This window comes from Maribacter sp. MMG018, assembly GCF_018100785.1.
Lineage (GTDB): Bacteria > Bacteroidota > Bacteroidia > Flavobacteriales > Flavobacteriaceae > Maribacter.
The window spans coordinates 1,195,619-1,222,106 of sequence record NZ_JAGJEC010000002.1 but is presented as its reverse complement, the minus strand read 5'-3'; the positions used below and the strand labels follow the sequence as shown (position 1 = coordinate 1,222,106).

27 protein-coding genes are annotated in these 26,488 nt (G+C 34.9%); 23 read left to right on the top strand and 4 right to left on the bottom strand.

Annotated features, from left to right (window positions below; genetic code table 11):
* The first annotated feature begins 10 nt into the window (after positions 1-10).
* Together J8L85_RS13645 and J8L85_RS13640 are read left to right on the top strand one after the other, a co-directional pair.
* Entirely contained in the window at positions 11-496 is a 486-nt protein-coding gene (locus J8L85_RS13645; protein ID WP_211018063.1) for an aminotransferase, read from the top strand.
* A gap of 441 nt (positions 497-937) precedes the next feature.
* The gene (locus J8L85_RS13640) at positions 938-1,372 is read left to right on the top strand and encodes a hypothetical protein (protein ID WP_211018061.1); all 435 of its coding nucleotides are present in this window, start codon (positions 938-940) and stop codon (positions 1,370-1,372) included.
* 305 nt (positions 1,373-1,677) lie between these two features.
* On the opposite strand, the gene J8L85_RS13635 is transcribed toward J8L85_RS13640, so the two are convergent.
* A complete protein-coding gene (locus J8L85_RS13635) occupies positions 1,678-2,541 on the bottom strand; it encodes a LysR substrate-binding domain-containing protein (RefSeq protein ID WP_211018059.1) in 864 nt (287 codons plus the stop codon).
* Between the two features lie 97 nt (positions 2,542-2,638).
* On the opposite strand from J8L85_RS13635, the gene J8L85_RS13630 reads away from it, so the two are divergent.
* The 20 genes from J8L85_RS13630 (at position 2,639) to J8L85_RS13535 (ending at position 19,384) form a co-directional block, all read left to right on the top strand.
* Positions 2,639-3,346, top strand: coding sequence for a class I SAM-dependent methyltransferase (locus J8L85_RS13630; protein WP_211018057.1), 708 nt, complete (start codon positions 2,639-2,641; stop codon positions 3,344-3,346).
* 457 nt (positions 3,347-3,803) lie between these two features.
* Complete coding sequence (locus J8L85_RS13625; protein ID WP_211018055.1) at positions 3,804-4,379, top strand: Crp/Fnr family transcriptional regulator; 576 nt, start codon at positions 3,804-3,806, stop codon at positions 4,377-4,379.
* Positions 4,376-5,563, top strand: a complete 1,188-nt coding sequence (locus J8L85_RS13620; RefSeq protein ID WP_211018053.1) for a crosslink repair DNA glycosylase YcaQ family protein — start codon at positions 4,376-4,378, stop codon at positions 5,561-5,563. Before J8L85_RS13625 ends, J8L85_RS13620 begins: the two co-directional genes overlap by 4 nt.
* A gap of 99 nt (positions 5,564-5,662) precedes the next feature.
* Positions 5,663-6,106: a hypothetical protein gene (locus J8L85_RS13615; protein WP_211018051.1), complete on the top strand. Its 444-nt coding sequence runs from the start codon at positions 5,663-5,665 to the stop codon at positions 6,104-6,106.
* Positions 6,070-6,444, top strand: coding sequence for a TfoX/Sxy family protein (locus J8L85_RS13610; protein WP_211018049.1), 375 nt, complete (start codon positions 6,070-6,072; stop codon positions 6,442-6,444). The genes J8L85_RS13615 and J8L85_RS13610 overlap by 37 nt, the downstream gene beginning before the upstream one ends.
* Positions 6,445-6,653: 209 nt before the next feature.
* Complete coding sequence (locus J8L85_RS13605) at positions 6,654-6,797, top strand: hypothetical protein (RefSeq protein ID WP_211018047.1); 144 nt, start codon at positions 6,654-6,656, stop codon at positions 6,795-6,797.
* 385 nt (positions 6,798-7,182) lie between these two features.
* Positions 7,183-7,968, top strand: coding sequence for a type II CAAX endopeptidase family protein (locus J8L85_RS13600; protein ID WP_211018045.1), 786 nt, complete (start codon positions 7,183-7,185; stop codon positions 7,966-7,968).
* Positions 7,969-8,281: 313 nt separating this feature from the next.
* Positions 8,282-9,148, top strand: coding sequence for an oxidoreductase (locus J8L85_RS13595; RefSeq protein ID WP_211018043.1), 867 nt, complete (start codon positions 8,282-8,284; stop codon positions 9,146-9,148).
* Positions 9,149-9,205: 57 nt separating this feature from the next.
* Positions 9,206-10,123: a response regulator transcription factor gene (locus J8L85_RS13590; RefSeq protein ID WP_211018041.1), complete on the top strand. Its 918-nt coding sequence runs from the start codon at positions 9,206-9,208 to the stop codon at positions 10,121-10,123.
* Between the two features lie 284 nt (positions 10,124-10,407).
* Positions 10,408-10,764: a VOC family protein gene (locus tag J8L85_RS13585; RefSeq protein ID WP_211018039.1), complete on the top strand. Its 357-nt coding sequence runs from the start codon at positions 10,408-10,410 to the stop codon at positions 10,762-10,764.
* A 187-nt stretch (positions 10,765-10,951) separates the two neighbouring features.
* The gene (locus J8L85_RS13580; protein WP_211018038.1) at positions 10,952-11,623 is read left to right on the top strand and encodes a DUF2625 domain-containing protein; all 672 of its coding nucleotides are present in this window, start codon (positions 10,952-10,954) and stop codon (positions 11,621-11,623) included.
* A gap of 176 nt (positions 11,624-11,799) precedes the next feature.
* Positions 11,800-12,243 (top strand): hotdog fold thioesterase, encoded by a 444-nt coding sequence (locus tag J8L85_RS13575; RefSeq protein ID WP_211018037.1) that lies wholly within the window; start codon positions 11,800-11,802, stop codon positions 12,241-12,243.
* Positions 12,244-12,468: 225 nt separating this feature from the next.
* Positions 12,469-12,945 (top strand): hypothetical protein, encoded by a 477-nt coding sequence (locus J8L85_RS13570; protein WP_211018036.1) that lies wholly within the window; start codon positions 12,469-12,471, stop codon positions 12,943-12,945.
* 289 nt (positions 12,946-13,234) lie between these two features.
* A complete protein-coding gene (locus J8L85_RS13565) occupies positions 13,235-14,083 on the top strand; it encodes a GNAT family N-acetyltransferase (RefSeq protein WP_211018035.1) in 849 nt (282 codons plus the stop codon).
* A 115-nt stretch (positions 14,084-14,198) separates the two neighbouring features.
* The gene (locus J8L85_RS13560; protein WP_211018034.1) at positions 14,199-14,702 is read left to right on the top strand and encodes a hypothetical protein; all 504 of its coding nucleotides are present in this window, start codon (positions 14,199-14,201) and stop codon (positions 14,700-14,702) included.
* Between the two features lie 165 nt (positions 14,703-14,867).
* Positions 14,868-15,449: a YdeI/OmpD-associated family protein gene (locus J8L85_RS13555; protein ID WP_211018033.1), complete on the top strand. Its 582-nt coding sequence runs from the start codon at positions 14,868-14,870 to the stop codon at positions 15,447-15,449.
* 306 nt (positions 15,450-15,755) lie between these two features.
* Complete coding sequence (locus J8L85_RS13550) at positions 15,756-16,214, top strand: hypothetical protein (RefSeq protein WP_211018031.1); 459 nt, start codon at positions 15,756-15,758, stop codon at positions 16,212-16,214.
* Positions 16,215-16,360: 146 nt separating this feature from the next.
* The gene (locus tag J8L85_RS13545) at positions 16,361-17,572 is read left to right on the top strand and encodes an aspartyl protease family protein (RefSeq protein WP_211018029.1); all 1,212 of its coding nucleotides are present in this window, start codon (positions 16,361-16,363) and stop codon (positions 17,570-17,572) included.
* Positions 17,573-17,775: 203 nt separating this feature from the next.
* Positions 17,776-18,477, top strand: a complete 702-nt coding sequence (locus J8L85_RS13540; protein ID WP_211018026.1) for a hypothetical protein — start codon at positions 17,776-17,778, stop codon at positions 18,475-18,477.
* A gap of 265 nt (positions 18,478-18,742) precedes the next feature.
* Positions 18,743-19,384 carry a DUF1801 domain-containing protein gene (locus J8L85_RS13535; protein ID WP_211018025.1) on the top strand — a complete coding sequence of 214 codons (642 nt, stop codon included), beginning with the start codon at positions 18,743-18,745 and terminating at the stop codon, positions 19,382-19,384.
* A gap of 333 nt (positions 19,385-19,717) precedes the next feature.
* Here the strand turns inward: J8L85_RS13535 and J8L85_RS13530 are convergent, their stop codons facing one another.
* Positions 19,718-21,385, bottom strand: a complete 1,668-nt coding sequence (locus J8L85_RS13530) for a cadherin repeat domain-containing protein (protein WP_211018023.1) — start codon at positions 21,383-21,385, stop codon at positions 19,718-19,720.
* A gap of 204 nt (positions 21,386-21,589) precedes the next feature.
* Between J8L85_RS13530 and J8L85_RS13525 the strand changes: the two genes are divergently transcribed.
* On the top strand, positions 21,590-22,759 hold the full coding sequence (locus J8L85_RS13525) for a hypothetical protein (RefSeq protein ID WP_211018021.1): 1,170 nt from the start codon (positions 21,590-21,592) through the stop codon (positions 22,757-22,759).
* Between the two features lie 52 nt (positions 22,760-22,811).
* On the opposite strand, the gene J8L85_RS13520 is transcribed toward J8L85_RS13525, so the two are convergent.
* The gene (locus J8L85_RS13520; RefSeq protein WP_211018019.1) at positions 22,812-23,564 is read right to left on the bottom strand and encodes a LytTR family DNA-binding domain-containing protein; all 753 of its coding nucleotides are present in this window, start codon (positions 23,562-23,564) and stop codon (positions 22,812-22,814) included.
* A 2-nt stretch (positions 23,565-23,566) separates the two neighbouring features.
* Positions 23,567-26,461, bottom strand: coding sequence for a sensor histidine kinase (locus J8L85_RS13515; RefSeq protein WP_211018017.1), 2,895 nt, complete (start codon positions 26,459-26,461; stop codon positions 23,567-23,569).
* Positions 26,462-26,488: the final 27 nt, after the last annotated feature.

Below are 26,488 nucleotides of genomic sequence, written 5' to 3'. Positions count from 1 at the left end.
AACAAATGCAATGAAAATAATATCAAGTTCTGGAAAAGGTAATTTTAAATTAATTAAGGAAGATGATGAAATTTGTGAATTAATTTATACTAATTGGTTTTCGGAAAAAGCTCAAGCCGCATTGAACGGAAACGATATTGTAATCAAGCCAAAAAATATTTGGACAAGTAAAGTCGATATTTTTAAGAATGGAAGCCAAATAGGAGACATTACCTTTAATCTAAAAGGTCATATGGTTATTAGACTAGAAAAACCAAATGGAAAAGAATTTAACTATCTGTTGAAGAACAAAGCGAAATGGAAACTAAGATTTGAAATTTTTAATGAATCTGAGATACAACAATTTTCACTAAACTCAGTAAATAAATGGACAAAATTAAATTATGACTATGATGTTGAAATGGCTGACTATAATTCGGAGTTTGAAATTGAGGAACTATTGATTTATTGTGGTTATGCAGCAAACTTATATTTAGCAATAATTAGTGCAGTTTAATAAAACAAAAAATTACTACACCTAACAATGCCTATAGCAAAGAGGGCATAAAGTAATAAATGTAATGGCTTGGGTTTATTTACTAAGTCCACCAAATCTTTTGGATCTACTCATGTAATTTCTATTTTTTTAATAAGGAATTCGTGATAACGCTGCGCTAAGTTGGCAATTAAAAAAGAAAAGATAATTACAAAGCAAAAAGCTCTGGCTCGTAGACTAGACGGAAACTGGCCAGCGCACCAACTCGCCCGCTGCTAGCGCAGACGACGTACCTCTACACTGCGCATAGTTAAACCGTTACCAAATATTAAAAAAATAGAAATGAAGATTAAAACGCTAACGGGAATTTTATGTTTTATAATGTTAAACAGTTGTGGTTGTTCTGACGACGAAACAATAAACTTTGTATTAAACGAATTTGAAAGCTCTGCTATGCCAATTATGGCGGAGGATAACATTCAGTTTATTAATTCCGAACAAGAACTATTAAGTGCTAGGTCTACTGCCAAAGTAATAGAAAATCGTGACCTAAACTCTTCAAATGATGACAGTTGTACTGTAATACTTGCCGAGAGCCAAGAAAACGATTTGATATTCGGCACACTTGAAGAAACTTATACTACAGAAATAGAAAAAAGAAGTGATAATAAATCTCATATAGTTATTTCCGGCAGTTCCGGATTTTATGGAATTAATAATCTGAATACTGAAAATTTAGAGGACGAATTAATGAACTTCTCTTCTGATGGATATGACTTTGATAATGTGTTTGTATTAAATTCAGGAAGTCATTCGGGGTTTATTATTTACTCGCCTACCAAGGGAATTGTATTTATTAAAAATGATGATGGAACCTTTCTAAAACGAACGGAGTAATAGCATTTGGTAACAATGGCTAAAAACAATACGGGCTTCGGGCTTAATCGAAAGGTTTGCGTATTTTTATGAGGTTCGCAAAATTGAAAATTACGCGCCAGCGAAATATTCAAAATTTGCTTTGGACAAGAAAAAATAAAACTAAACAATAAGCTTTAGCTTCGGGTTGTGGCGCAATGGGAATCGCTTCTCTAAAACCGTACGACGTTTAGCTAATCGGATTTTCAGTTTGGTGCGTACTTGCAAAGTTAACGGCTAAATCATGCAACTACTCATAACCGAGACCGTTGTGTGTAAGTCCAAAATCATCTCAACAAGAATGATACAGCCGAATCAGTTATTTCTGATTCTTCACTCTTTGGGGTCGCTAGTAAAACATCCGTAAAAAACTTATTATCTAAATCTAAAAATGATAATTCTGAATATTTATGGTTATTTTTCAAACTACTTGGCACAATAGAAATTCCTAGTCCATTTCTTACCAATTGAATTATGGAATTAACATTATTTGATTCGTGAACAACATTAGGTATAAACCCATAATGTGAACAAATTTCAATAAGAGAATTATAATATACAGGGGCATAATCTTTATTAAAAAAAACGAAAACGTTATCTTTTACATCAACCAAACTACCAACATTCTTATTTAGGTTATTATTAAAAACTAGTGAATAAGAATCTTTAAACCATCGTTTAGAAGCTATCTTTGTAGATATTAAAGGAGCTCTAATTATTCCTAAATCTAATTTATTTTGTTCCAAAGCTAAAATTTGCTTGACTGTAGAAACCTCATATAATTTAATTTTTAAAAATGGATATTTTTCAGTTAAAAACTGAACAAGTTTTGTCATCTTATCAGAGAATGTTGAACTAATATATCCTATTCTATATTCACCATTAACGTTTTCTGAAATTTTTCTAGTCTTTAAAACTACTGACTCTAAGTCTTGTAACTGATTAGTTATTTTATCTTTAAAATATTTACCAGCTTCAGTTAAGGCAACCTTTTTATTATTCCTTTCAAACAACCTGGCTCCTAGTTCATTTTCTAATTCTTTTATTTGTCTACTCAAAGGAGGCTGAGAAATACAAAGCTTTTCAGAAGCTTTTGTAAAGCTCAATTCTTCTGCTACCGCTAAAAAATATCTTAAGTGTCTTAATTCCATAACTATACTTAATAGGTATTATTAATTGACAAATTAAGTCTTTTTGAAACAATCAAAAGAACTATACATTTGAAATAACAAATAAGGCATTACAAAAATGAATAAATCAACAGTTAAAGAAATTAAAGAGCGATTTGATAATGATGTTGAACGATTTTCTAATCTAGATACGGGTCAAATAGCAACAATTGACGCCAAAATATCTCTTGAACTTTTAACCGAAGCTTCAAAGAGAATAAATCCTAAAGCACAATATTTATTGGACATAGGCTGTGGAGCAGGAAATTATAGTCTAAAAATGTTAACTAAAATCGCAGACCTTAACTGCACTCTAGTTGATTTGAGTAAACCTATGTTAGACAAAGCAAAGGAAAGAGTATCAGCTAAAACAAACAGTACGGTAGAAATTATTCAAGGAGATATTCGAGAAGTAAATTTAAAAGATAATGGTTTTGACATCATATTAGCTGGTGCTGTATTACATCATTTACGGGATGACAAAGACTGGGAAACTACATTTGGTAAATTATTTCGTTTACTAAAACCAGGTGGATGTTTAATGATTTCAGATTTAATAACTCAAGATACAAGTGCAGTAAATGAATACATTTGGGAACGTTATGGAGATTATTTAGAAAGTGTGGATGGAAAAGAATACAGAAAAAAAGTGTTTGAGTATATAGAAAAAGAAGATTCTCCTAGGTCTATGACTTATCAGTTAGAATTAATGAAAAAAGTAGGTTTTAAAAAGACTGAAATTTTACATAAGAATATGTGCTTTGGAGCATTCGGTGGAATCAAATAAAACCTACACACAACAAGGTATAAAGAACATAGGGCGTTTGTGCTAAATCGAATGGTCTATGTATATTTATAATGTCGTCAAATTTTTAAATTTGGATTTTAAGAATGAATAGATTAAAAGCAAAATAATAAGCTTTAGCTTCGTGCGCAGACGGAAACTGGCCAGCGCACCAACCCGCCCGCTGCTAGCGCAGACGACGTACCTCCGCACTACGCTTAGCCCAACCGTTAGCAATAAGGCAAAAAAGAACACACTGCGTAGATAGTTAATTGCAAACATGAAGGGAATTTATTTTGTTTTCCCCACCCACAGCTTTGAAGCGATAGTACAAAATTGAAACCTCACCCACAACAGCACATTATAGTTTTGTTTTTAGGATATTGTTTTTTAATGGCTAAACAAAACTGTAAAGAGTTGTTTTTCCTTCCCTCCATGAATAAGATTGTAAATTTGTGAAATGGACGCTTACAAAAGTTATTTGGCAGAAACAATTGGTATGACTAATACCGATGCTGATTTATTCCTTTCAGGTTTTGAGACCGTTAAATATAAAAAAGGTGATTATCTACAGGAAGAAGGTGATAAGTGCAATGTTATTCGCATTATTCTACAAGGGTGTGCCAGAGGTTTTGTAGTGGTGGATGGTAAAGAAGTAACCACTAACTTTTACTTTGAACATGACCACACCTACGATTATATCAACTATTTAAAACAACAAAAAGGAAATATTACAATACAAGCCTTGGATAATATAGAGGCAATAGAATTATCAATGGAAGCACTCGACTTTTTACAGTCTGAGGTAATCGGGTTTCATCGAATGAGCCATCAAATGTTTAAAATGAATATTATTAAATCCGAATCGCAACGCATGGATTTATTAGTTAAAACACCGAAAGAAAGATACCTTGCTCTGCTCAAGAATAACAAACAAGTTATATCAAGAGTGCCCCAACATCAAATAGCGTCATTTATTGGTATTTCAGCAGAACATCTTAGTCGCATCCGCAAAGAAATACGTGATGCCGAATGATTGAAAAACTTTCCATATCAGAAGCTCAAAAACTCTTATTGCTATCTCAAAGAGTATTTCCTGTCAAAGCAAAAGGCACCTCTTTAGATAGAACATTGGCAACAATTGAACACCTTGGCTATATACAGATAGATACCATTTCAGCCGTTCAACGTGCCCATCATCATACGCTATGGAACAGAAATCCAAAATATCAGCCTTCCCATATTGATGAATTGCTTGAACAGAAAAAAGTGTTTGAATATTGGTCGCACGCAGCAGCCTACTTGCCTATAAAAGATTATCGGTTTTCCTTACCTCGCAAACAGGCCATTTTTAGGGGTGATGAAAAGCATTGGTATGAAAAGGATAAAAAGTTGATGAACGCTGTACTAAAACGCATTGAGAATGAGGGTGCATTAATGGCTAAAGATTTTACACACGATGAAAAAGTTGCAGAATGGGGAAGCAAACCTGCAAAACGAGCCTTAGAAAACTTGTATATGCAGGGAGAACTCATGGTTTCATCCCGTAAGAATTTCCATAAAGTATACGACCTTACAGAACGGGTTCTACCCAACACTATTGATACAAGTACCCCTACACAAAAAGAATACATTCGTTTTCTCATAACAAATTACCTAAAGGCTAACGGTATAGGCCAAGACACTGAAATAGCATATTTATTAAAAAACACAAAAAGATTTGTTACCGCTGAATTGAAAGAAATGTGTTCAAATAATGAGCTGATTCAAATAAACGTGAATGAACAGTTATATTATGCCCTGCCAGAATCATTACAGTTATTGAACAAAAGACTTAACCGAACCCAATTAAAAATACTTTCTCCTTTTGATAACTTACTCATTCAGCGAAAGCGAATGCAAAACTTGTTCGGTTTTGATTATCAAATAGAATGCTATGTACCTGAAGCAAAACGAAAATACGGTTACTTTGTTTTACCCATACTTTGGAATGGCAAGTTTGTGGCTAGAATGGATTGCAAAGCAGAAAGAAAAACAGCTATTTTTCATATTTTACACATAGCATTTGAAAATCGGTTCAAGATTAACGACTCATTTAATAATGCTTTTCTCAAGGAGTTGAACTCTTTTATGGTCTTTAATAATTGTACCAAGATTCAACTACATAAAACAACACCATTGTTATTCAAAGAGGAATTTCAAAAGACTTTTCTCGAATAAAAAATACTATTTCTCTCCGGTCGCACCGGTTTCTTAGCAAATATCAACGTCACAATTTTTTGCAGTCTGTAGTTTTGCATTGTATTAAAAACTATAGATATGGAAAACAAAAAATTCAATTTAAAACAATTCGTAATTATCACCTTAATTACAAGTGTTTGGATTCACATAGGAGAAACTGCAAGGGCTATGTTTGTGGCTTTCCCGTTAATGGAATCTTTTTTCGAAGGTAAGGTGCAACTCATAGGAATGCAGCAAATACAATTAAGCCATGCACTGGTATGGGGATTGTGGGATACCATTCTTACAGCAGTTTTAGTATTTATACTTTGGCTTTGTATAGTAGTTTTTGGAAATAACGGAAAATCGGTTCTTATTTCAGGTACAGTAACTGCCTTTGCAACTATCGGTATATTTTGGATTGCCAATGTAAACTCAGGACTTGGAGAATGGGGAGCTGCATTTAAAATCTTTCCCTTGGCTTGGATTGAGCTCGTAATTGGAGCATGGATAGCTTTAAAGCTGTATTCAAGAAAAAAATAACTATGGCTGTTTCAAAAGATTTCCTACAATACGTACTTGACCAACTTTGGGGTTGGGGCAATGTACATATAAACAGGATGTTTGGTGGTGCTGCACTCTATCAAGAAGACTTAGCTTTTGCCATGATTGTAAATGATATAGTGTACCTAAAGGTGGATGACACTAATAAAGACAAGTTCATAGCAGTAGGTTCAACGCCGCTGAAACCTTTTAAAAATAATGCTACTGTACTTTCATTTTACAGCATTCCTCCTGATGTATTGGAAGATGCTGATGAGTTTATCGAATGGGCAGAGGAATCCTTGGCCATTCAGAAGAAAAGAAACAGACAGTATTAATTCTTTAAAACATAATTCATAAAAAAACATATGTGTGACCAATGCAAACTAAGAGCAAAATATGACAAGTCACCGAAATCATTGGTTGGAAAATTTTGGTGATGGCATATTAACTTTTGTCCAGGATGAAAAGTCTATTTAAAATCATTGGATAATGAAAAAAAGATAGAAATTAAAATTCGGTATAAGCTGGATATATAGTAGAACAAATGGCTGAATTATTTAAAAACCTTTTCTCAAAAGAATTGATGTATAATGTATCAGAAGCCATTGTACAGGTAAATTGCGATTTTGATAAGGATGACTTTCTTGCCAATAGAATCGCAAACCGAATGGAGAGAGTTTCAAAATAAGTTCTGGAACGACACGGAAAAACTTGCGGAATTAATAGAAAAAATGTCCGAAGAGTAACTAAATGAGGATTCTGTGGACGAAAAATACGGAAATTATTTACGGAATATTGACGGAATGATAGAACACAGTTAGTATCATTTATGGCAAATTTCATTGATAAAAAATCTCATAAACGCATAAAATACTGCGCACAACAAAGCCTATAAGCAATAGCACCCTGTGGGACCATACTGCTCATAGCTAAACGTTGTATGTAATTTCCATTCAGATGTAACATTTATCCTTTTGAAGAGTCTTCATGTAAAGGCTTTGAACTAAATGAATTAAAAAATTTGGAAGATTACTAATACCAAACACTACCCACAAAACAAATTATGTTGAACTATGAAAAATTTGAATCCAAATAGAAAAAGCGAAATCATTCTATTCTCGGTAATTGTTATAGCCTTGAGTTCGGTGATATGTTTTATCTCTTATAAATTGGATGATCCAAATATTTCAATATTAACTGTTATCACACCATCAATAGTTGCTCTGATTTTTACGGCCATCACAAATGGGAAGAAAGGTCTCTATGAATTGTTCGTTAAACAGACGGTGAAGAAAACAGGCTTAAAATGGCTTCTTGTTTCAATGATCGGAATTCCGGTCCTTGCTTCTTTGGCCATGCTTACTTCCTTGGACTTCGATATCTCCAGATTTGATTTAAGAACTACTCAACTGCTGCCACAGATTGTTGTTATTGTATTAATTGCAGTAGGTGAGGAGTATGGTTGGAGAGGGTTTTTACTTCCCAGATTGATGGATAAATTTAACCTGTTATATTCAAGTATAATACTTGGTTCGATATGGGGAATCTGGCATTTTCCGGCATATCTGATTGGAACAGGGGTGCCGTTGCAAATGGACTTTACAGTGTTTTTATTATGGATTGTTCTGGGAACACTCTTTATAAGTTGGATTTATTACTATACCAAAAGTGTGCTGACATCCATACTTGCTCATATTAGTGCTAATGCCGCCTTTAATTATCTACTTATATTGCCAGAACACACTGGAAGTATGAATACATTCTGGTTGTTTATTCTATACTTGTCCGTTCTGATGATAACGATCTTATACATTAAGAGAAAAGATTTATTAAAAGGCGTTAACAATAAATCTTATTGAGTAGAGCGCTTATTAAAAACCTTATGAAGAACAGTTAACAAGCTAGAACTAACAACACCTCAAAATACTGGTTAAAATTAATTGCTTGTTCTCGCCTACTTGCGAAATCTCTCGTGGATTTTCTATTCGGTTTGTATTTGCTAAATTAGGTACTTAAACAACGTAACTAATCTTATACGAACACGTTAGGGGTCATTTAAAAACAGCTTTCGAAGTAATCAACAAATTTTAGCTACAACTATAAAGGATTTGGATACATTGGTCATGAGTGATGCTGATAAATTTGTCTCATTATTAAATTAAAAAATAAAATATGGATTTATCAGATAAAGTGGCAATCGTAACAGGTTCTAACACAGGTATTGGATTTGAAACCGCCTTGGACTTATATAAAAAGGGAGCAAAAGTTTATATTGCTTGTCGCAATCAAGAAAAAGCACTAAATGCTATCCAAAGAATGGAAGCTGATGGAGGAACAGGTGAGTTATTATATTCTCATCTGGATTTAGCTAATTTGAGCTCTGTGAAAGCTTTTGCGGACAAAGTGATACAAACTGAATCAAGTCTCGATTTATTGATTAACAACGCAGGAATCATGATTCCGCCACCAGCAAAAACAGAAGATGGTTTTGAAATTCAGTTCGGGGTAAACTTCGTTGGTCATTATGCCCTAACAGGCCACCTTTTTAACTTATTGGATTCAACTAAAGGTGCTAGAGTTGTGACATTAAGTAGTATTGCGCATAGAGGTGCAACTATTGATTTTGACAATTTCCGATTAGAAAAAGAATATAATAATTGGAGAGAGTACGGACAGAGCAAATTGGCCGATATCATTTTTGCACTAGAATTTGACAAACGATTGAAACAAAGTGGAAGTCAAATTAAATCTTTAGCTGCGCATCCAGGGTTCGGCAAAACAGACTTGCAAGTACATATGGACAAGGATATGCTTGCCTCACTCGAACTAATGACTGCTAGGGAAGGCGCTCAACCTACATTGGCCGCTTGTTTACGTGAAGACGCAAAAGGAGGGCAATATTGGGGGCCGGACGGAGAAAATGAACAAAAAGGAAAGCCAGCTTTAGCAAAAATTGATGCAGCCGCTTTAAACGAAACTTTAAATGCCAAGCTTTGGGATTGGGCTAAAGAAACAACAAACGCAGATTTTCCTTTTTAGGCAGTAAAAACACTAAGAATTGCATAAAAAGTCATTATTAATTTCAATAATTTATTAATGTCAAATCTAACAAGACTAAAGACTATAAACGAATTGCATCGTTTCAACAACATTGCCCCACCAAATCATCCGTTGATCAGCCTCATTGATTATAGTGAAATAAAACCAACACCGGTGAATAATGAATTGAAATGGGTGCAAGAATTTTATACGATTTCAATAAAACGAAATGTTGTTGGCAAATATCGCTATGGTCAAGAATCGTATGATTTTGATGAGGGCTTAATGACTTTTTTCTCGCCAGAACAAGTTATTTCGGTCCAATTGATCGAAGATGATTTGAAAAGCAATCCTTCAGGATGGATTCTAGCAATCCATCCTGATTTTTTGTTTGGAACTTCGTTGGCAACAAACATAAAAAAGTACTCGTTTCTGAATTACTCCGTTCGTGAGGCGCTATTTTTATCCGAAAAGGAAGAGAATACAATCTTTGAGATTCTTCAAAATATAAAAGGTGAATATCAAACAAACCTAGATCAGTTCAGTCAACACATTATAATAAGTCAACTAGAATTATTACTTAATTATGCCGAGCGGTTTTATCAGCGTCAATTTTTGACTCGTAAAAAATCCAATCACCAAATACTGGATAGATTGGAAATTCTTTTGGAAGATTATTTTAAAAGGGATGGTGATTTTGATAAAGGCTTACCTACGGTTAAATACATTTCACAAAACTTAAATCTCACGACAGATTATTTAAGTAGCATGCTTAAAAGTTTAACAGGACAAACGACACAACAACATATCCACAATAAAGTAATAGAAAAAGCTAAGACTAAGTTATCTACAACAAACTTATCGGTAAGCGAAATTGCATATGAATTGGGGTTTGAACATTCACAATCATTCAACAAGTTATTTAAATCCAAAACCAATCAAACACCATTGGAATTTCGGGCTTCATTTAATTAAAAACTATCGCACAACAATGACCATAAATAATGCGGATTTTAATGGTTGATGAAAGTTTATCGGGATTCATCTGCCAAAACAAGTTTTGACGTCTTATTTTCGATAAATTTAAGCCACGGAAATTGGTTTGGCTCAGTTTTACGGATTGCTCAAACATTATCACTGTTCAGTCCGGCACTCCGCATAGCCGAGACCGTTGGTGGTGATTTAAGAAAACCGTCATGAACAAGGGAAATGGTTAATATTGAACTTATTTGGAAAATTAAAAGAGTGAATAGAATATTATGCTAACAGACATTAATCCAAAATTACCAATGCGTGACAAAAATGTGACACGGGAATTTTACTCAAAACGATTAGGGTTTAAAGAATTTGGGAGTGCTGATTTTGACGGATATTTGATGATGGAAAAAGACCAAATCCAAATCCATTTCTTTGAATTTAAAGAACTTGACCCGAAAGAAAATTATGGACAAGTTTATATTCGGACTGACAATATTGACGAATATTATAAATCATTATTGGACAATAAAACTAAAATTCACCCGAACGGCAAGTTGGAATTAAAACCTTGGAAACAAAAGGAATTTGCAATACTTGACCCAGACAGTAATTTATTGACTTTTGGAGAAAGTGTTTAACGTCAAAAAAGAATAAAAAAACAACTGCGAACAATGGCGGTAAGTAATGGCTAGTTATAGCCTACTTACTAAAATTCTCGTGGATTTTCAGTTTGGTGCGTACTTGCAAAGTTAACGGCTAAATCATGCAACTACTCATAGCGGAGATAGTTGTAGCCAATTTGACAAAATCGAGAATTAAAACAAAATGAAAGAATTAACTGAACTAATCAATTTAAATGAACCTGGTTGGGATTTGGTCAATGAGTGGTTAGGAGAAGCGACTAATGAATATGAAATATTGCCGAAAAACGATAAACGGGCTGAAAGAGAATTGATAAATACTCAAGTCACTACGCGCTCACCAATGGGAGCTGTCATTTACGAAACAGGCGGAATTTTGATTAGTAAAGGCTGGCTCAGAATTCTGGGTTCAGGAAGCGAAAAACTTGACAGAGGATTGAGCGAATGGAATAAAGGAAAAACTTTTGAAAATTATGGAGAACGACCTTCTCATTTATTAATAGCTGATGACATTATTGGAGGTTATTTTGCAATCAACGCAGGTGGAATTGGAACAGAAATCGGAAAAATATATTATTTACCTCAAGACACACTCGAATGGGAATGTTTAGACATTGGATATTCGGACTTTTTATATTGGACATTAACAGGAGACTTAGATAAATTTTATGAGCTATTTCGATGGGAGAATTGGGAAAGAGATATTCAACAAGGAAATGGAAATCAAGTGTTTTCTTTCATACCATTTTTGTGGACTAAAGAAGGTAAGGATATAGAAAAAGTCGATAGAAAATTAGTCCCAATTGAGGAAAATTATAGTTTGACACTTGACTTAAAAAAGCAACTAAATGGATAATAAAAAAACTGGCTATAACAATGGCCAAATTTTTTTGCTAGTGCTAGCCTACTTCTGAAAATCCGTGAGGATTTTCAGTTTGGTGTGTACTTGTAACGTTAAGTGCTAAACCACGCAACTAGGCATAGCCGAGCCGTTACCTGCAAGCTATCCCTAGAGGTTTAAAACAATAATAAATGATAGAAAAAAACATAGAATTTATTAAAAAGACAATTGAAGAGGGAATTCCAATCCACAAATTTTTAGGACTAAAACTATTAGTACTGGAAAAAGGATTTGTTAGAGTTAGTGTTCCTTTTAGAGATGAAGTTGTAGGAGATATTAGACGAAACAGATGGCATGGAGGAATTATTGCTACCATAATGGATTCTGTAGGCGGAATTGCCGGTGGTACTCACTTTACTTCTTTTGAAGATAAGTTAGCTACAATTGATTTAAGGATAGATTATCTAAAAGGGGCAGAAGCATTACCAATAATTGTAGAAGGAAAAATCGTTAGATTAGGCAATAGAATACTTGTAACGAAAATGAAAGCCTTTCAAAAAGATGAATTAATAGCAGAAGGAAAAGGCGTCTATAATTTTATACGAATCGATAATTCAGATAAATTGCAAAATTGAAAACTATAGAGACTGTTTCCATTAACCAATTGTAACTATCATAATTCATCTGAAATTAGAAACTTAAAAATATAGGGAAAAAGTAATAAGATCAAGGCTTTTGGCCCGTATTAAGCTTTGTGTTTAACCGAAAGTTTCACGCATCTAAATCGCCTATTTTTTTATATGCTGAACGTTAGTTTCATCTATGAATACCTTATTGACTGCTTAGAATTAAAATAAGAAATGAAGAAATCCAAGAAAATCATATTAGGCATATTAATTACCGTACTCTTATTTGTTGGTTTGTTCCTTTGGTTTATAAGTTACTCGTCAATAGAAAATATTTCGCAAGAATCACCATTTAAAGATTACTTAAATAAACCTTTTTTAGTCAAGCAACCGTCGGCGTTAAGGCAAAATTCAGATAACCTAAATAGATTTAGTAATTATTACATTGATGTTTCTACTGAAGAAGCTTTTGAAAATGACACAACAATACTTAAAAAATATAAAGTTGGTGATACAATAATTTTCACTTCGGCTAAAAAATATTTCAGCAATCATGTTGGGGATAGTTATTATTTATTAGGTAATGAAAAGCTAGGCTCTGGTGAAATCATAGAATTTGAATACAGTGGCAGTTTCGAATATATGCCCGCTATTTGGGAAACTACCGAAGAGTTTTTAGAGAGAAGAAAGTTGAAAAAAGATTTTCCATAACATTACGTAAGGTTCTCTGATAAAAATATCCAGAAATAGAAGTAGTTTTAACCTGGAAGCGGACTAAAGAACTATAGCTAACAACCCATGTGAAAAATAGCTTGAATGCCTTCTGACACTATGGTTCGGACATTTTTGCCAAGTCGCCAAAATTTTAGATTTGACAAATTTCCAAACATTAAATAAGTAATAAAATTTAAAAATTCGGCCTGTATTTTACCCTAAAAGTTGGTGTCTATTTATATGCTATTTATATATACAAGATCGTTAACGGTAATTTTAGAAATAAATGAATTTTAAGAGTTTAGAAAGTGTCAACAGCAAAGATATTTTAGACGTATTCAATAAATCATTTGCGGACTATTTTGTACCTTTTAAATTAACTGAAGATCAATTGGTATCAAAAATGACTTCAGATAAAATCAATTTTGATTTATCCGTTGGTGTTTTTGAGAATGAAAAACTAATCGCTTTTGTTTTACACGGATTTGACACAATCAACAATCAAAAAGTGGTCTATAACGGAGGGACCGGTGTTGTGTCCCAGAACAGAGGGCAAGGAATTACAAAAAAAATGTACGATTACGTTTTGCCCATTCTAAAGGAAAAAGGAATTGACAAAATTGTTCTCGAGGTAATAAGTAAAAATACTCCTGCTATAAAATCTTATGAAAAGGTTGGTTTTAAGATAACCAGGGAATTAGCTTGTTTTAAAGGTGTTTTTACGTCTAAAAGTTCTAATACCATTGTAGAAACTACCGAACTACAGAACTATGACTGGGATTTAATGGAATCTTTTTGGGACATTCATACAACGTGGCAAAACTCTAAAAATGTTTTGAACGATTTGAAGAAGGATAATGATGCTCGGGCCGCATATATTAATGGGCAATTGATAGGCTATGCAGTTTACAACCCCAAAAGCAAAAAAATACAACAAATTGCCATTCATAAATCATTTAGGAAAAAGGGAATCGCCACAAAACTAATGTCTGATTTGGCAGAACAATATGGAAGCTCATTTTCTGTAATTAATGTAGATAAAAAGTCAAATCATTTAACCGGTTTTTTTAAATCATTAGGTTTTGAGTGTTATATAGAACAATTAGAAATGGAATTGGATCTGAGTAAAAATTAATCCTCAATTTTGGGCTTAAACAAAGGTAGTTGAGGGTTTACTACGTCCGATTTTCATTCGGAAAATCCTCGCACACAAAACTGTACTACGTTTAACCCAAGCGTTGACATCAATTATGAAAAAAACAATTATAATCATATTGACCTTAATCGGATTTTTAGCTTTTGGCCAAGAGAGTGACATTGACCGAATTAATAACGAAGTAAAATCCATAGAATCGGATTCCACTCTTGTGGAAACTCAATTTGATTTGGGGCAATTAATGGGAGTTACTAAATATGGTAGCGGATATATTAAAGTTTGGGGCAATAAAAAACAGATTTTCAAAATAGTTAAGTTAACCGGACTTTCTTACGGTCGTTTAAGGACAATTATTTATCTGAATAACGGAATCCCAATTAAAATAATAGAAACAGAGAAAAACTTTGGTTACATAAATGGAAAAATGAACTTTAAAGAACTAAATGAAGTTTTTAAAGTGACTATCCACATTTTTGATTGGGAAAAGGAGGACTATAAAATAGTGCAGACAGGTAAAAGGGTTTTAAGCGAAGGTTCGTATTCAAAATTCGATTATGAGGAGATAATTAAAAGTGTCAAAAAAGCAACAGAAGAATGAATAAATAACGAAACCCCAACACAACCTGTTAACTATAAGTGGGGTAGGGCTTAATCGTAAGGTTTGAGTATTTTTATAAGGTCGCAAAATCTTTAGGACATTGCGTTCAACAAGAAGAACCATAAGAAACTAATCAAACGATTTTAAAATGGTTTGAAGAACAGAATGAATAAAAAAGAAATAGAAACATATTACCCCAAAAACCAGACAGATTGGAGAAACTGGTTAAAGAAAAATCATCGGTTAAAACAATCTGTCTGGTTAATTTTTTATAAATCATCAACAAAAGTAGCTTCTATTAGTTGGAGCGATGCTGTTGACGAAGCACTTTGCTTTGGGTGGATAGACAGTACTAAAAAGACGATAGACAATGAAAGGTATATGCAATATTTCAGTAAAAGAAAGTCTAATAGCATCTGGTCTAAGGTAAATAAGGGTAAAGTAGAATATTTAATTTCAAAAGACCTAATGCAAGAAGCTGGTTATAAATCTATTGAAATTGCGAAAAAAAATAAATCTTGGTTTATTTTAGATGAAGTAGAAGCTCTTATTATTCCAAAAGATTTAAAAAAAGAATTTGACAAAAGAAATGGAGCTCTGGAATTTTATGAGAGTTTAAGTAAATCGGCAAAGAAAATTCTATTGAGCTGGATCGTGCTTGACAAAAGACCTGAAACAAAACAAAAAAGAATTATTGAAATAGCAGAAAATGCAAGTAAAAATACGAAACCGAAACAATTTAGATAGAGTAAAACGGCTTACAACAATGTAAATGAGAAATAGGCGAAACATTAATAAATTCAAGGCTTTTGGCCCGTATTAAACTTTGTGCTTAACCGAAAGTTTCGCGCATCTAAATCGCCTACTTTTTATATATTAACCGTTAAGGCTAATTTAAAAGTGAAACAAACTACATTCTTCTTATTGACATTGATTCTGATAATCGGTTGTTCTACCAAGACCAAAAAAACTCAGACTAAAAATGTGATTGAATCACAAGTTGAATATTCAATTGAGCGACTTGACTCCATTCCTGGACATGAACTTGAGGAATTGATTAAAGTTCCAATTCGAAACAAGTTTGGCGAAAAATATAGTGGCCACTATACTTTTGAGACTAACGAGCAAGGTCAAAAAGTTCTTAATGGAGATTTTAAATTTATCCACTTGGACAGTTCTTCATTCTACGATCCCATGACCAAAGAATACGATACAACTTGGGTTTCGGTATCTAAGATCGAGTATCAAGGAAAATTTAAAAACGGAGTCAAAGATGGAATCTTCAAAGAAAAATTACTCTTTGACGATGGTATCGACCTTTATTCAAAATGGACAGTGTCTATTGATTTTAAAGAGGGCAATTGCTCAAAAGGAACATTCACGGGTATTCTAGGTCACATAATGCCGGAGTCAACTTATGAATTTGAGAAATTGGATTCTTGTACATTTCAGTCTGTGGTTAATAGTGCCTCAGAACGGTGGGAAGAAGAATATGAAAAAAGAAAAAAATAGCCCCGACAACACTTGTACGCAATGTCTCTCGAGACACTGTGCATAGCCGAACCGTTACCATGCATTTGAGAAAAAATCCGTCGTTCAGACAACCATTTAACGGAAAAAAGCGTCTATAGTATAAGAACGAACAAAATTTAATGAAAATGGCCATGTTTAAAACAAGCATTCTATTAATTTTAATGGCATTATTTAGCATAAATGCAGACGCCCAAAATGATAAATTGATGGAATGGGCCAATCAAGGTACTGTAAAAAACGAAGACTACAATTCTGAAATTCCATTTCGATATGTTAACGGATATATTTTTATAGACATTGTACAAAATGATAAAAAGTATAATTTTCTATTCGACTCTGGAGCAGAAGCAACTTTAATTGACAAGTCTATAGTTAACGAGTTTGAATTTGAACCTTTTTCTACAACTGATATATCTGGTCCGTTAATTACAAATGAAAATGTAAATACAATAACCTTATTGGAAATTAAAGTTTCGGACGTAGAGTTTATTAATATTGGGGCAGTTGCATTTGATTTGCAAATTTTTAAATCTAAATTCTGTGATAAATTAGATGGTGTAGTAGGCAGTACATTATTAAAAAAAGCCAAATGGCAAATAGATTATGAAAATAAAGTTATTCGTTTATCTAACGACATTACGCAACTAATCACTGAAAAGCCTGAATACACCCTAACAACTAATCTTTCCGAAAAAGGTTGGGGAACTGAAACTGTAGAACTAACTGTCGATGGTTACGCTTCTCAATTTGATTTTGACACTGGTAATGGACGATCGAAAATAGTTTCGCAACCCAATAAAATTAAAAATTTCACATCCGATAATAAAGGTTCAATTATAGAATATGGACTTAAAAAAACAGCCAAGGATTATAAATTCATTGCTAAAAGCATAACTTTAGGAGACATAAAACTCAACAATCAAATTATAGCTTTAGAAAGTGAAGTTGGCAACTATCAACTTTTAGGTAATAGATTTTTTGAGAATTATATAGTTACAATTGATTGGGAAAACCACCAAGTCTTTTTAGAGCCAGTAAAGGAAATCCTGCCAGACGAACTATTTGGTTTTGAATTGGATTTTAAAGCCAATTATGAAAACAACAAAATAGAAGTTGCAACAGGATTGAAAAAATTTACCAAACAAAATAAAATAGAAAGAGGAGCTATCTTATTAAAGGTTAACGAAATTGATGTTTCCAATTTTTCGCATCAAGAACTTTGCGATTTTTGGAATATGGAATGGAAACAAATAACTGACACAGAAAAATTAAACATTGTAATTTCGCAAAAAGGGAAAACAGATGAGCTTATTCTGACAAAAAAGAAACTGATATAAAAAACGTTCGGCAACAACGTATGTAGTTCATATCGTGTTAGTTACTTAGTATAAAGTTCAAGGTGTATTCGCAGATACGCCAAATTTTTAAATTTGACAATTTCCAATAAAAAAGATAAATAGTAAAATGTAAAAATTCGGCTTGTGTTCATCCAAAAAGAAACCGCTACTTTTCATATAGAGCCGTTGTACAACATTAAAGAATGAGAATTTTAGCACTAATCATACTTTGTTTATTATGCACAAAAGGATTTTCTCAAAAAGACACTCTTTTTGAGAACCAGGAACTTATTATCCGCAAAAAAAGCGCTTACTATAAAGGCAATGAAATATATAATGCAGATAGAGAATTAGAAAATTTAATTAAAAAAGAAAAAACGGATGAATGTGGTGTTTCTTATCGGTTTTATTACAATCCACTTTCTTTAGTTGGCAATTACTACAGCTATGAATCTGGTGAAGGAGGAGTTTTGGCCTGTGGCGTACCTGGCAGTTCGCTAAGCGTGCAAACGATAAATCTGGAGAACAATAAAAAGACCTCGATATCTGATCTGTTTTTGGAAGAAAGTATTCTCAAAGCCCTAAAAAATGATAGTTGGATAAAGAGAAATATGGAAGAAAATAAAATTGATTTTCACTTAATAAACTCTGTTAAAGCTTTTTTTGACCGTATTAATAGTTTAGGTGATGTAAGATTTAATTTAAATAGTTTTGCGATTTTGGAATACGACAAAAAATACGGAAAAGTATCTGTTAGATTGGTGGGAACGGAATATATGGGATATAATCATAGTAGGCATTTGCAATTGGGATTATTGTTAGAACCAAAGGAACCGTACAAGCATTTATTTCAAAACAATATGTACTTTACCGTAGGTGACTTCAATAGTGGATTAATAAAATAACGTTGTACAACAAAACCTATAAACAATAGGGGTTACGGGCTTAGTTGAAAGGTCTGTGTATATTTATGAAGTCGCTGAATCTACGGATTCGGCTTTAGAACAAAAAAGTAAAAGCAAAACAATAAGCTTTAGCTTCGTCTTCAAGTGAAAATTCGACATTATTTCAGGCCGATATCCATTGTACCACAAATTGCTTAAATTTAATAATAATCAAAGGTGGTTTTGAGACAGACTGCCGTTGTGCAACATTTTGGGGAAACAACCAATGAGCGAAGACGTAAACGGATACCTTAACGGACTTAAAAAATGGAAATCTGAATTGTCCAGACTTCGTGAAATCATAATTGATTGTGGATTACATGAAGACTTCAAATGGATGCACCCGTGCTATACTGACAATGGAAAAAATATAGTTTTATTACACGAGTTTAAAAATTACTGTGCGATTTTGTTTTATAAGGGTGCATTACTAAAAGACCCTGAAAATATTTTAGTAAAACAAACTGAAAACGTTCAATTCGCTAGACAAATACGGTTTACTGATTTACCCGAAATCGACGAACTTGAACCGACCATAAAAAAGTACGTTCGAGAAGCAATCGAAATTGAAAGATCTGAAAAGAAAGTTGAAAAGAAGAAAACTTCTGAATTTAATGTGCCAGAAGAGTTGGAACAATTTTTTTTCGAAAATACCGACTTTGAAAAAGCGTTTAAGAATTTGACCGCGGGTCGCCAACGAGGCTATCTTTTACATTTTAATAAACCAAAGCAATCTAAAACAAAGATATCTCGAATTGAGAAAAATATGGAAAGAATAATGGATGGTTATGGGTTGAATGACTGTGTTTGCGGACTTTCTAAACGAAAACCAAATTGTGATGGCTCACATAAACAATTAGAAAATTAAAAAATTGTGATCACGGTTAAAACAATGATAAACGCCCCGATTCAAAAAGTCTGCTACTCGTGGACAAAACCTGAACATATAGACTTCATATAGATAAATACGGTAACCCTGTAACCAAGAGGTTTTTGAAATTGATATGGCATATCGACCAATATCATTTAATAATGGAAGACTTGCCGAAAAATTAACTGATATTTCCGCTGGTTTGACCGGTATATGTAAAACAAAAGGACCATTGAAAAAGGCCCACATCCGATGCTGGATATGGGCCTCTTCGTTGCATTTTTATCTCAACAGGGTTTTATATGTTACTTACAACCTCTGGGTCCAAGTTTAGAAACGAATCAAAATATTGGCGGAAGTTGTTAGGTTTTGGTTACTGGCAGATGTAACGTTCATGGTTGTGGTAAAATGATCCATAGATCCTAGAACATTGAGCAATACTATTTGCCCCGACGCGTTGAGCTCTATAATTGAACTGGCCGTATCTACGCCGTTAATCTTATAGTCACTAAAGTTGACGACATAATTGCTGTACAGATCGGTTCCTTGTATCCTGACTCCGTCTAGGTATACCTCGGCGGTAAAAGCAATGTCGCCAGGAGAAAAGCCACCGCCTAGGGTTACGCTTTTGTTGGGCATAGAAAGTTCGCTTAGATCGTTTAGACTAACTACCAATGATATATCCCTAGAAGTTCCTTTTTCATCCGTGGCCCTTACGGTCACGTTGAGGGTAGGGTTTGTTTCGTAATCAAATAAAGAGGCACCGCTTACCTCTAGCATACCATCATTGGTTACGCTGAAAGCACCAGAAACCGATTCGCTGTATACGGTATAGGAAAGTCCCCCATGCATGCCTTCATGGTAATCTTCCAAATATTGGGTTATATCGGCAATAGGGGACGAAGTATTACGGTTTTCGTCCATAGAAATGTTAGTGCCGATACTCGTATTAAAACCCCATGAACTTTCTTGTATGTTGTTCAGTTGTACTAATATTGTAATGTCTTGGGTATGGCCTTGTTCGTCGGAAATAGTTACGTTAGCTGTCTTGGCCCCCGTTTCATAATCCATCAGGTAACCATGGTTCACAATAACATCACCATTGGTGTCTATAGCCAATAAATCGGTCGTAATTTGTGAAATGGAATAAGAAAACACGATATCCGAGGCATTTGTGTTTGGGGCAATGTTACCAATAATCGTTCCGCTATTTGGATGTTCATCTATGGTCAATGTCAGGTTCTCTGCCGTCCAACTAACCTCGTCAACGTCTATTAGTGAAATGGTAATGGTGTTTTCCAAGGATGTTCCATTGCCATCGGTGACGGTAAACTTTGAGGTAATAAGAGGGTTGGTCTCATAATCGAATATACTGGCGTCGTTTACATAAAGCTCTCTGCCCTCTACACGCAAGGCACCTTCGTGACTTTGTTCACTCAATGTAATGGTAGGTTCTCCGTATAGCTCTTCGTCATAGTCGCCAAGTGCTATCGTGAGCAAGTGTTCATCGGCATCCGGGTTTTCGTACATACCGATCTCTATGGGGCCTATGGCCCAAACGGATTCGAGTACATCGTTCAGGGTAAGGGTTATGTTGAAATCTTTAGATTCGTCACCGACACTCACTGTTATCACGGCCGTAAATTCCGGATTTGTTTCATAATCCAATACAGATTTATCGTTAAGCACCAATACTCCGTTCTCTATGGAGAAGGCCCCGTCTACAGACTGTGATTTTATAGAGAACGTGGGCGACACATCTGCACCGTTCTCAATGGTAATGTAATCCGTAAGTTCGGCTAGATCTAGGGTCAACTCTTCTTCGTTATCTATTTCGGTGATCTCGTCCATTTCAATTGAAATGTCCTCTGTGGTAATGGATACCGTGGTTTGCTCCTCAATCGTTTCGTCGGTGGAGCTATCATCATCTTTAGAACATGATGAAATTAGAGACCCGAAGGTCAATGCGTAGATCAGTAAAAGATTTGTGTTTTTCATAATTGGTATTATTAATTTTTTGGGAGTTCAAAACTATATCGGTAGGGCCGTTATATAACCCGGTTCTTTCTTAAATGGCGATTTTTTTTTCTAAGCCGTTTCGCTGTTTTATGTTCAGAAAAAAAATCACGGGGTTTAGAAAAGTTTTGAGCCTTGTATTTGGAACTATCTTTTTTTTTGTGGCAACAACAAACCAATTTAATAATGAAGAGAATTTATTTACTGCTTTGTGCAGGCGTGATGTTAGGGTACCAATCGGCAGAGGCCCAGTTCATGAAAAAACTAAAGAATGTCGCAAAGAAAGAGTTAAACAAAAAAATGGATAAAAACGATCCGGAAACATCTACCAAAACTTCTTCGCAACCGGTTTCGGGCCATGAGGGTACTTATGAAAATAGTACTACTAATGAATCGGCAGATGCCGAGGGGGCAGAAGAGGCAACGATAAACCTATATGAAATTACGGAGCCATACCCATTTGTATACAATAGAAACAAGGTAAAGGCCTGGCCGGTCTATAAAAAAGATTTTACAGATGAAAAAGGGTTATCGGGAACTTATTACCTATCTGCGGTAATGTTCGATCAAGTAGGAAACCATTTTTCCGAATTTCCATTGTATGCCTACGGCGGTTTTTCTTTGGAATATGATCCTAAGGCATATAGCGGTACCATGCATTTGTCGGACGAGGCCAAGAACCATTTTGTGATTCTGGAAGAGTATAGAGAGCTGGTCGACCGGGGAACCTTTATTATAGAGTTCGCAAATTTTGCGGGGCCCGAGGCCATGAAAATGAAACGGGCCTATGCTATTGAAAAAGATGTACTGATCGTTGCACCGCCGGTTGTGCCCATAAAGGGCCAAGAATTGGGCAATGAATGGGTAGGGGGCGACCAATATTTATTAATGGGTAGAGATCTTGAACATATTCAGAATTTGCTACAGACCCCCGAATATGTAAAAAAACGTAGTGTCGAGGTATTTGATATGTTGCAGTTGCACCTTAAAGAACAAAACTTGGCCAATGCACCTGCCTTGCCGGCACGGGGTATGAAAGATGTGGGTATAGAGGCCGACGGTCTAAAGTTCATTAAAGAAAGGGCGGCTTATTACAAATGGAAAGAACAACCCGTCTATGCCTACATACAATCAAATGATTGGAATATTATTACCCATGCCCTAACGGGGGTACCCTTGAGAAGGGAGTTAAAATTGATCGCGGTGATGAAAACGCCCGACGGCAATTACAAGCGCGAAGGCTTTTTTATCGCACAGAAATATAACGGTAGCGGTTATGGAAAAAGCTATATGCTCATGAACGACCAACGTATTTACTATGTAAAAAAGGAAGAAGCCTTTAAATACAAAAACTAATCAAAACTATAGATATAGCATACAAAAGCGACCTTTTTTGGTCGCTTTTGTTTTACCAGAATGTTTCTCTGACAACACTTATAAATTCTTCCTTTTTGCTTTTTGATACCGGAATTCTCTTCTTGTTCTCCATTAACAGGTAATCACCATCTTCACGAACCAACTCCTCAACATATTTTAAATTGATCAGATATGATCTGTGACATTTAAAAAATAGGTTGTTATCCGCTAATTGTTCCGCAAAAAACTTGAGTGGTTTGCAAATGGTCTTATTGCCCTCTTTCTTCATATATACGGTAGTGTACATGCCATCCGCTTCAAAATAAAGTATGTCGTTGTATGAGACAAATAAAATTCCTTTGGGTACTTCCAGGGCAATTTTATTTAGGCTGATCATCTTCAACGATGTTCGTAGGTGTTCTATTTTGCTATGTATAGCCTCGCTATTGGCGAGTACCTCCGCTTTTTCGACGGCTACTTTCAACTCATCGGAATCTATTGGTTTTAATAGATAGTCTATGGCGTTCAGCTTAAAGGCATCTACGGCGTACGAACTATAGGCCGTGGTAAATATAATTTGGAAGTTTACCTCGTCTGTGTAATGATCCAGCAGTTCCAGCCCCGAGGCCTGCGGCATTTCAATATCCAAAAAAACTAGGTCGGGCCGTTCTTTTTTTATTTTTTCCACCCCTTCGAATAGATCTTTTGCAAGACTTATTTGGTGGATTTGTGGACAGTACTCTTTCAATAAATGAAACAATAGGTCTCTTGCTTTTTCTTCGTCATCTATTACAATGGCTTTCATGATCAATGTTTTTGTAGTGGAATGTTAATAGTTACCAATGTGCCCTGTTGGCCCTGTTCCTGTAGATCCATAACCTTTAAACGGATTTTTTTGTTCCGCTTTAGGTTATAAAGTTCTACACGTTCCATATTTGCCTTGCTGGCAAATGGTCTGTGTTCTGTTTTTCCTTTTTGTGCCATAGATGCGTTGATCCCGATACCGTTGTCCTTTATGGTACATACAAGTTCGTTCGATAGGGGAGCTAGGTCAAAGGAAATAGTTAGTTTATTTTGGTTAGAATCACCTCTTAGACCATGTTTGATCGAATTTTCGACATAGGGCTGTATGAATATGGACGGAATCTTGATTTGGTGAACATCAACTTCTGGCGAAACGTTTATGGAAAAGTCGAGTTTTTCTTCAAAACGTATTTTTTCTAACTGTAGGTATAGTTTCAAGGCCTCTAGTTCTTCTGCAAGTGATACCTCGTTTTTTTGTCCGTGTTCTAAATAGATTCGTATCAGCCTCGAAAACTTTACCAAGTAGGTGCGGGCGAGGTGTTTTTCATTGTTAACGATGTACAGTTGAATGGAGTTTAGGGCATTGAACATAAAGTGGGGGTTCATTTGCGATCTCAAGATCTCTAGTTTAAGGTTGGTCAACCTTTTGTCCTTGATCAAATTGGCGAGTTCTTTTTGTTTTTCCCGTTCGTTTTTTTTCATTTTACCCCTGTAGAACATCCACGCCGATAAACCGATTATGATAATACTTAATGCCCGGAACCACCAAGTTTGCCAAAACGGTTTGGTAATAACCAAGGATACTGATAAGGTTTCTCCTTTTTTGTTCGAAGATATTGGTCTTATGTTAAATTTATAATTGCCCGGTGGCAAACTTTCGTATGTTACCTGCGATTTATTGGTAACCTGCCAAGTGGTATCCAAACCTTTTAATTGGTATTCGTAAGATACGAACTCAGGACTTCTAAACGTGTTGGCATGAAAGCCAAAACTTACTGCATTTATATGGTAGGGCAATTCGTAAGAACTCTGTATAAGTGTGTCTCTTTTGTTGAGTTTAATGTTGGTGAAATATACTTTCGGTACTTTAAATTGCTTAAAAGTTGAGTGTTCATTTTTGTTTAAGATCAGCAGGCTTTTTTCCGATGATGCAAAAATATGGTCTTCGGTTATTTCAAGGTCACCTAGGTTATTGGGTATACCGTCTCTTTGGGTGATACTTTTTACAGAGTCTGTAGCTGTATCTATTCTTTGAATTCCTTTTTGTGAGGTAATCCATAATATGTTGCCATCGCTTTTTAGGTTTTGTATGTTGGTACTCAACAATCCACTTTTTGTTCCGTACTTTTTTACGACCTTTTTGTTTTTAATACCTATTAACCCATGTTCATTGCTGGTGCCCCAGACAATGCCGTTTGTGGTCTGTTCCAAGTTAGACAAATATAAAGAGCGGTCTTTATAGGTAATAGGAGTGGGGTTCCATATACTATCGTACTGGATTAATTCATCGATATAGGCGATGTAGCTGTTTTTCGAATCATGGTCATATACGACCGAGTAGGGCCGTTTTGTTAAAATAGTTTTTGCATTAAGGGCACCGTACCTTGGTTGATCGTACAAAACGGCTTTGTTGTATGTAAGATAGATGCTTTTAGATTCGTTTATAAAAGCCAAATCTTTACAGACATTGTATTTTTTATACAAAGGGAACAATTTTTTTGTCTCTAGGTCCAGTTTGTATGATTCCTCGCCATTTATGCTAATGATCACCGTATGTGAAAACGGGTCGTAGAATATTTTTCCGATGGCATTTGGTTTGGGTAAATTGAACGTATCGGTAATTTTTTTACTTTGTTGGTCCATCAGAACAATTTCACCTTTTGTAGTAGCCATGACCAAAAACGATTTGGCCCTGATGATGGATGATATACTTCCTTGCAGCCAATCTAGATGCATCTTTTTAAGGGCGATATTCGGAATCAAAAAAACACCGTTTCTTAAAGTAGAGATCCAGTAATTATCATCTTTGTCCTTCAAAAGACTTGTTACAAAATAGGGAGCCAACAGTTGCTCGCCCAAAAGATATTTTTCTTTATTTTTTCGATAGATAAAAATACCATGGTCCGTGGCAAACCAAAGTTCATCGTCTAGATACCGAACCTGGTTTATTTTTGCATCTGCTATGGCATCAAAACCAGCGTAGGGCAGTATGCCATGCGATTCGTCTATAATGTTAATTTTTCGCTCCCCGTTTCCTATATAACTGATGGCCACCCGATCATCGATTTTAATGAAATAAGGATTTCGGATATTTTGTACGGGTTTAGATTTATGCAACGCCAACAATTCATTTTCAACGAGCTTATAGATATCCCCGGTAAGGGTTATGAAATAGAGTTTGCCGTCGACCACTTGTGAGTAGAGAATATCCATGGTGTATTTAAAAGTGGTGTTGGCCGTACTTTTGTCTATACTTAGAATTCCGCCCTCCCAAATAACGATGAGGTTATTTTGCATATGGTGCAACTGGGCCAAATTTCCCTTTAAGTTAGGGTTTAGGTCCTTGAAAAGCTTTAAATCTTGTCCTTTGGGGGCATATAGAATTTGACCGTGCAGATTATTGCACCAAATGGTACCTTGTTCATCTTCGGAAACACCAAAAACAGATCGTCCTTTTTGATCGGTTATTTTATATTCTGAAAAGACTTCCCCATTATAGCTGTAGAGTCCCGAGTTACTCGCGAGCCAGATATAATCATCTTGATCTTGAATTATTTTATAGCATTCCAGGTCCGGAAGCCCATCTTTTTCTGTAAGATGAAGTGTTACCGGAAGCTGTGCACGGGCCAAAGAAGAACAGAGCACCGTGAGTACTACAAAAATCACTTTTTTGAGCATATTGCAAACATAAATCAATCCTAAAAA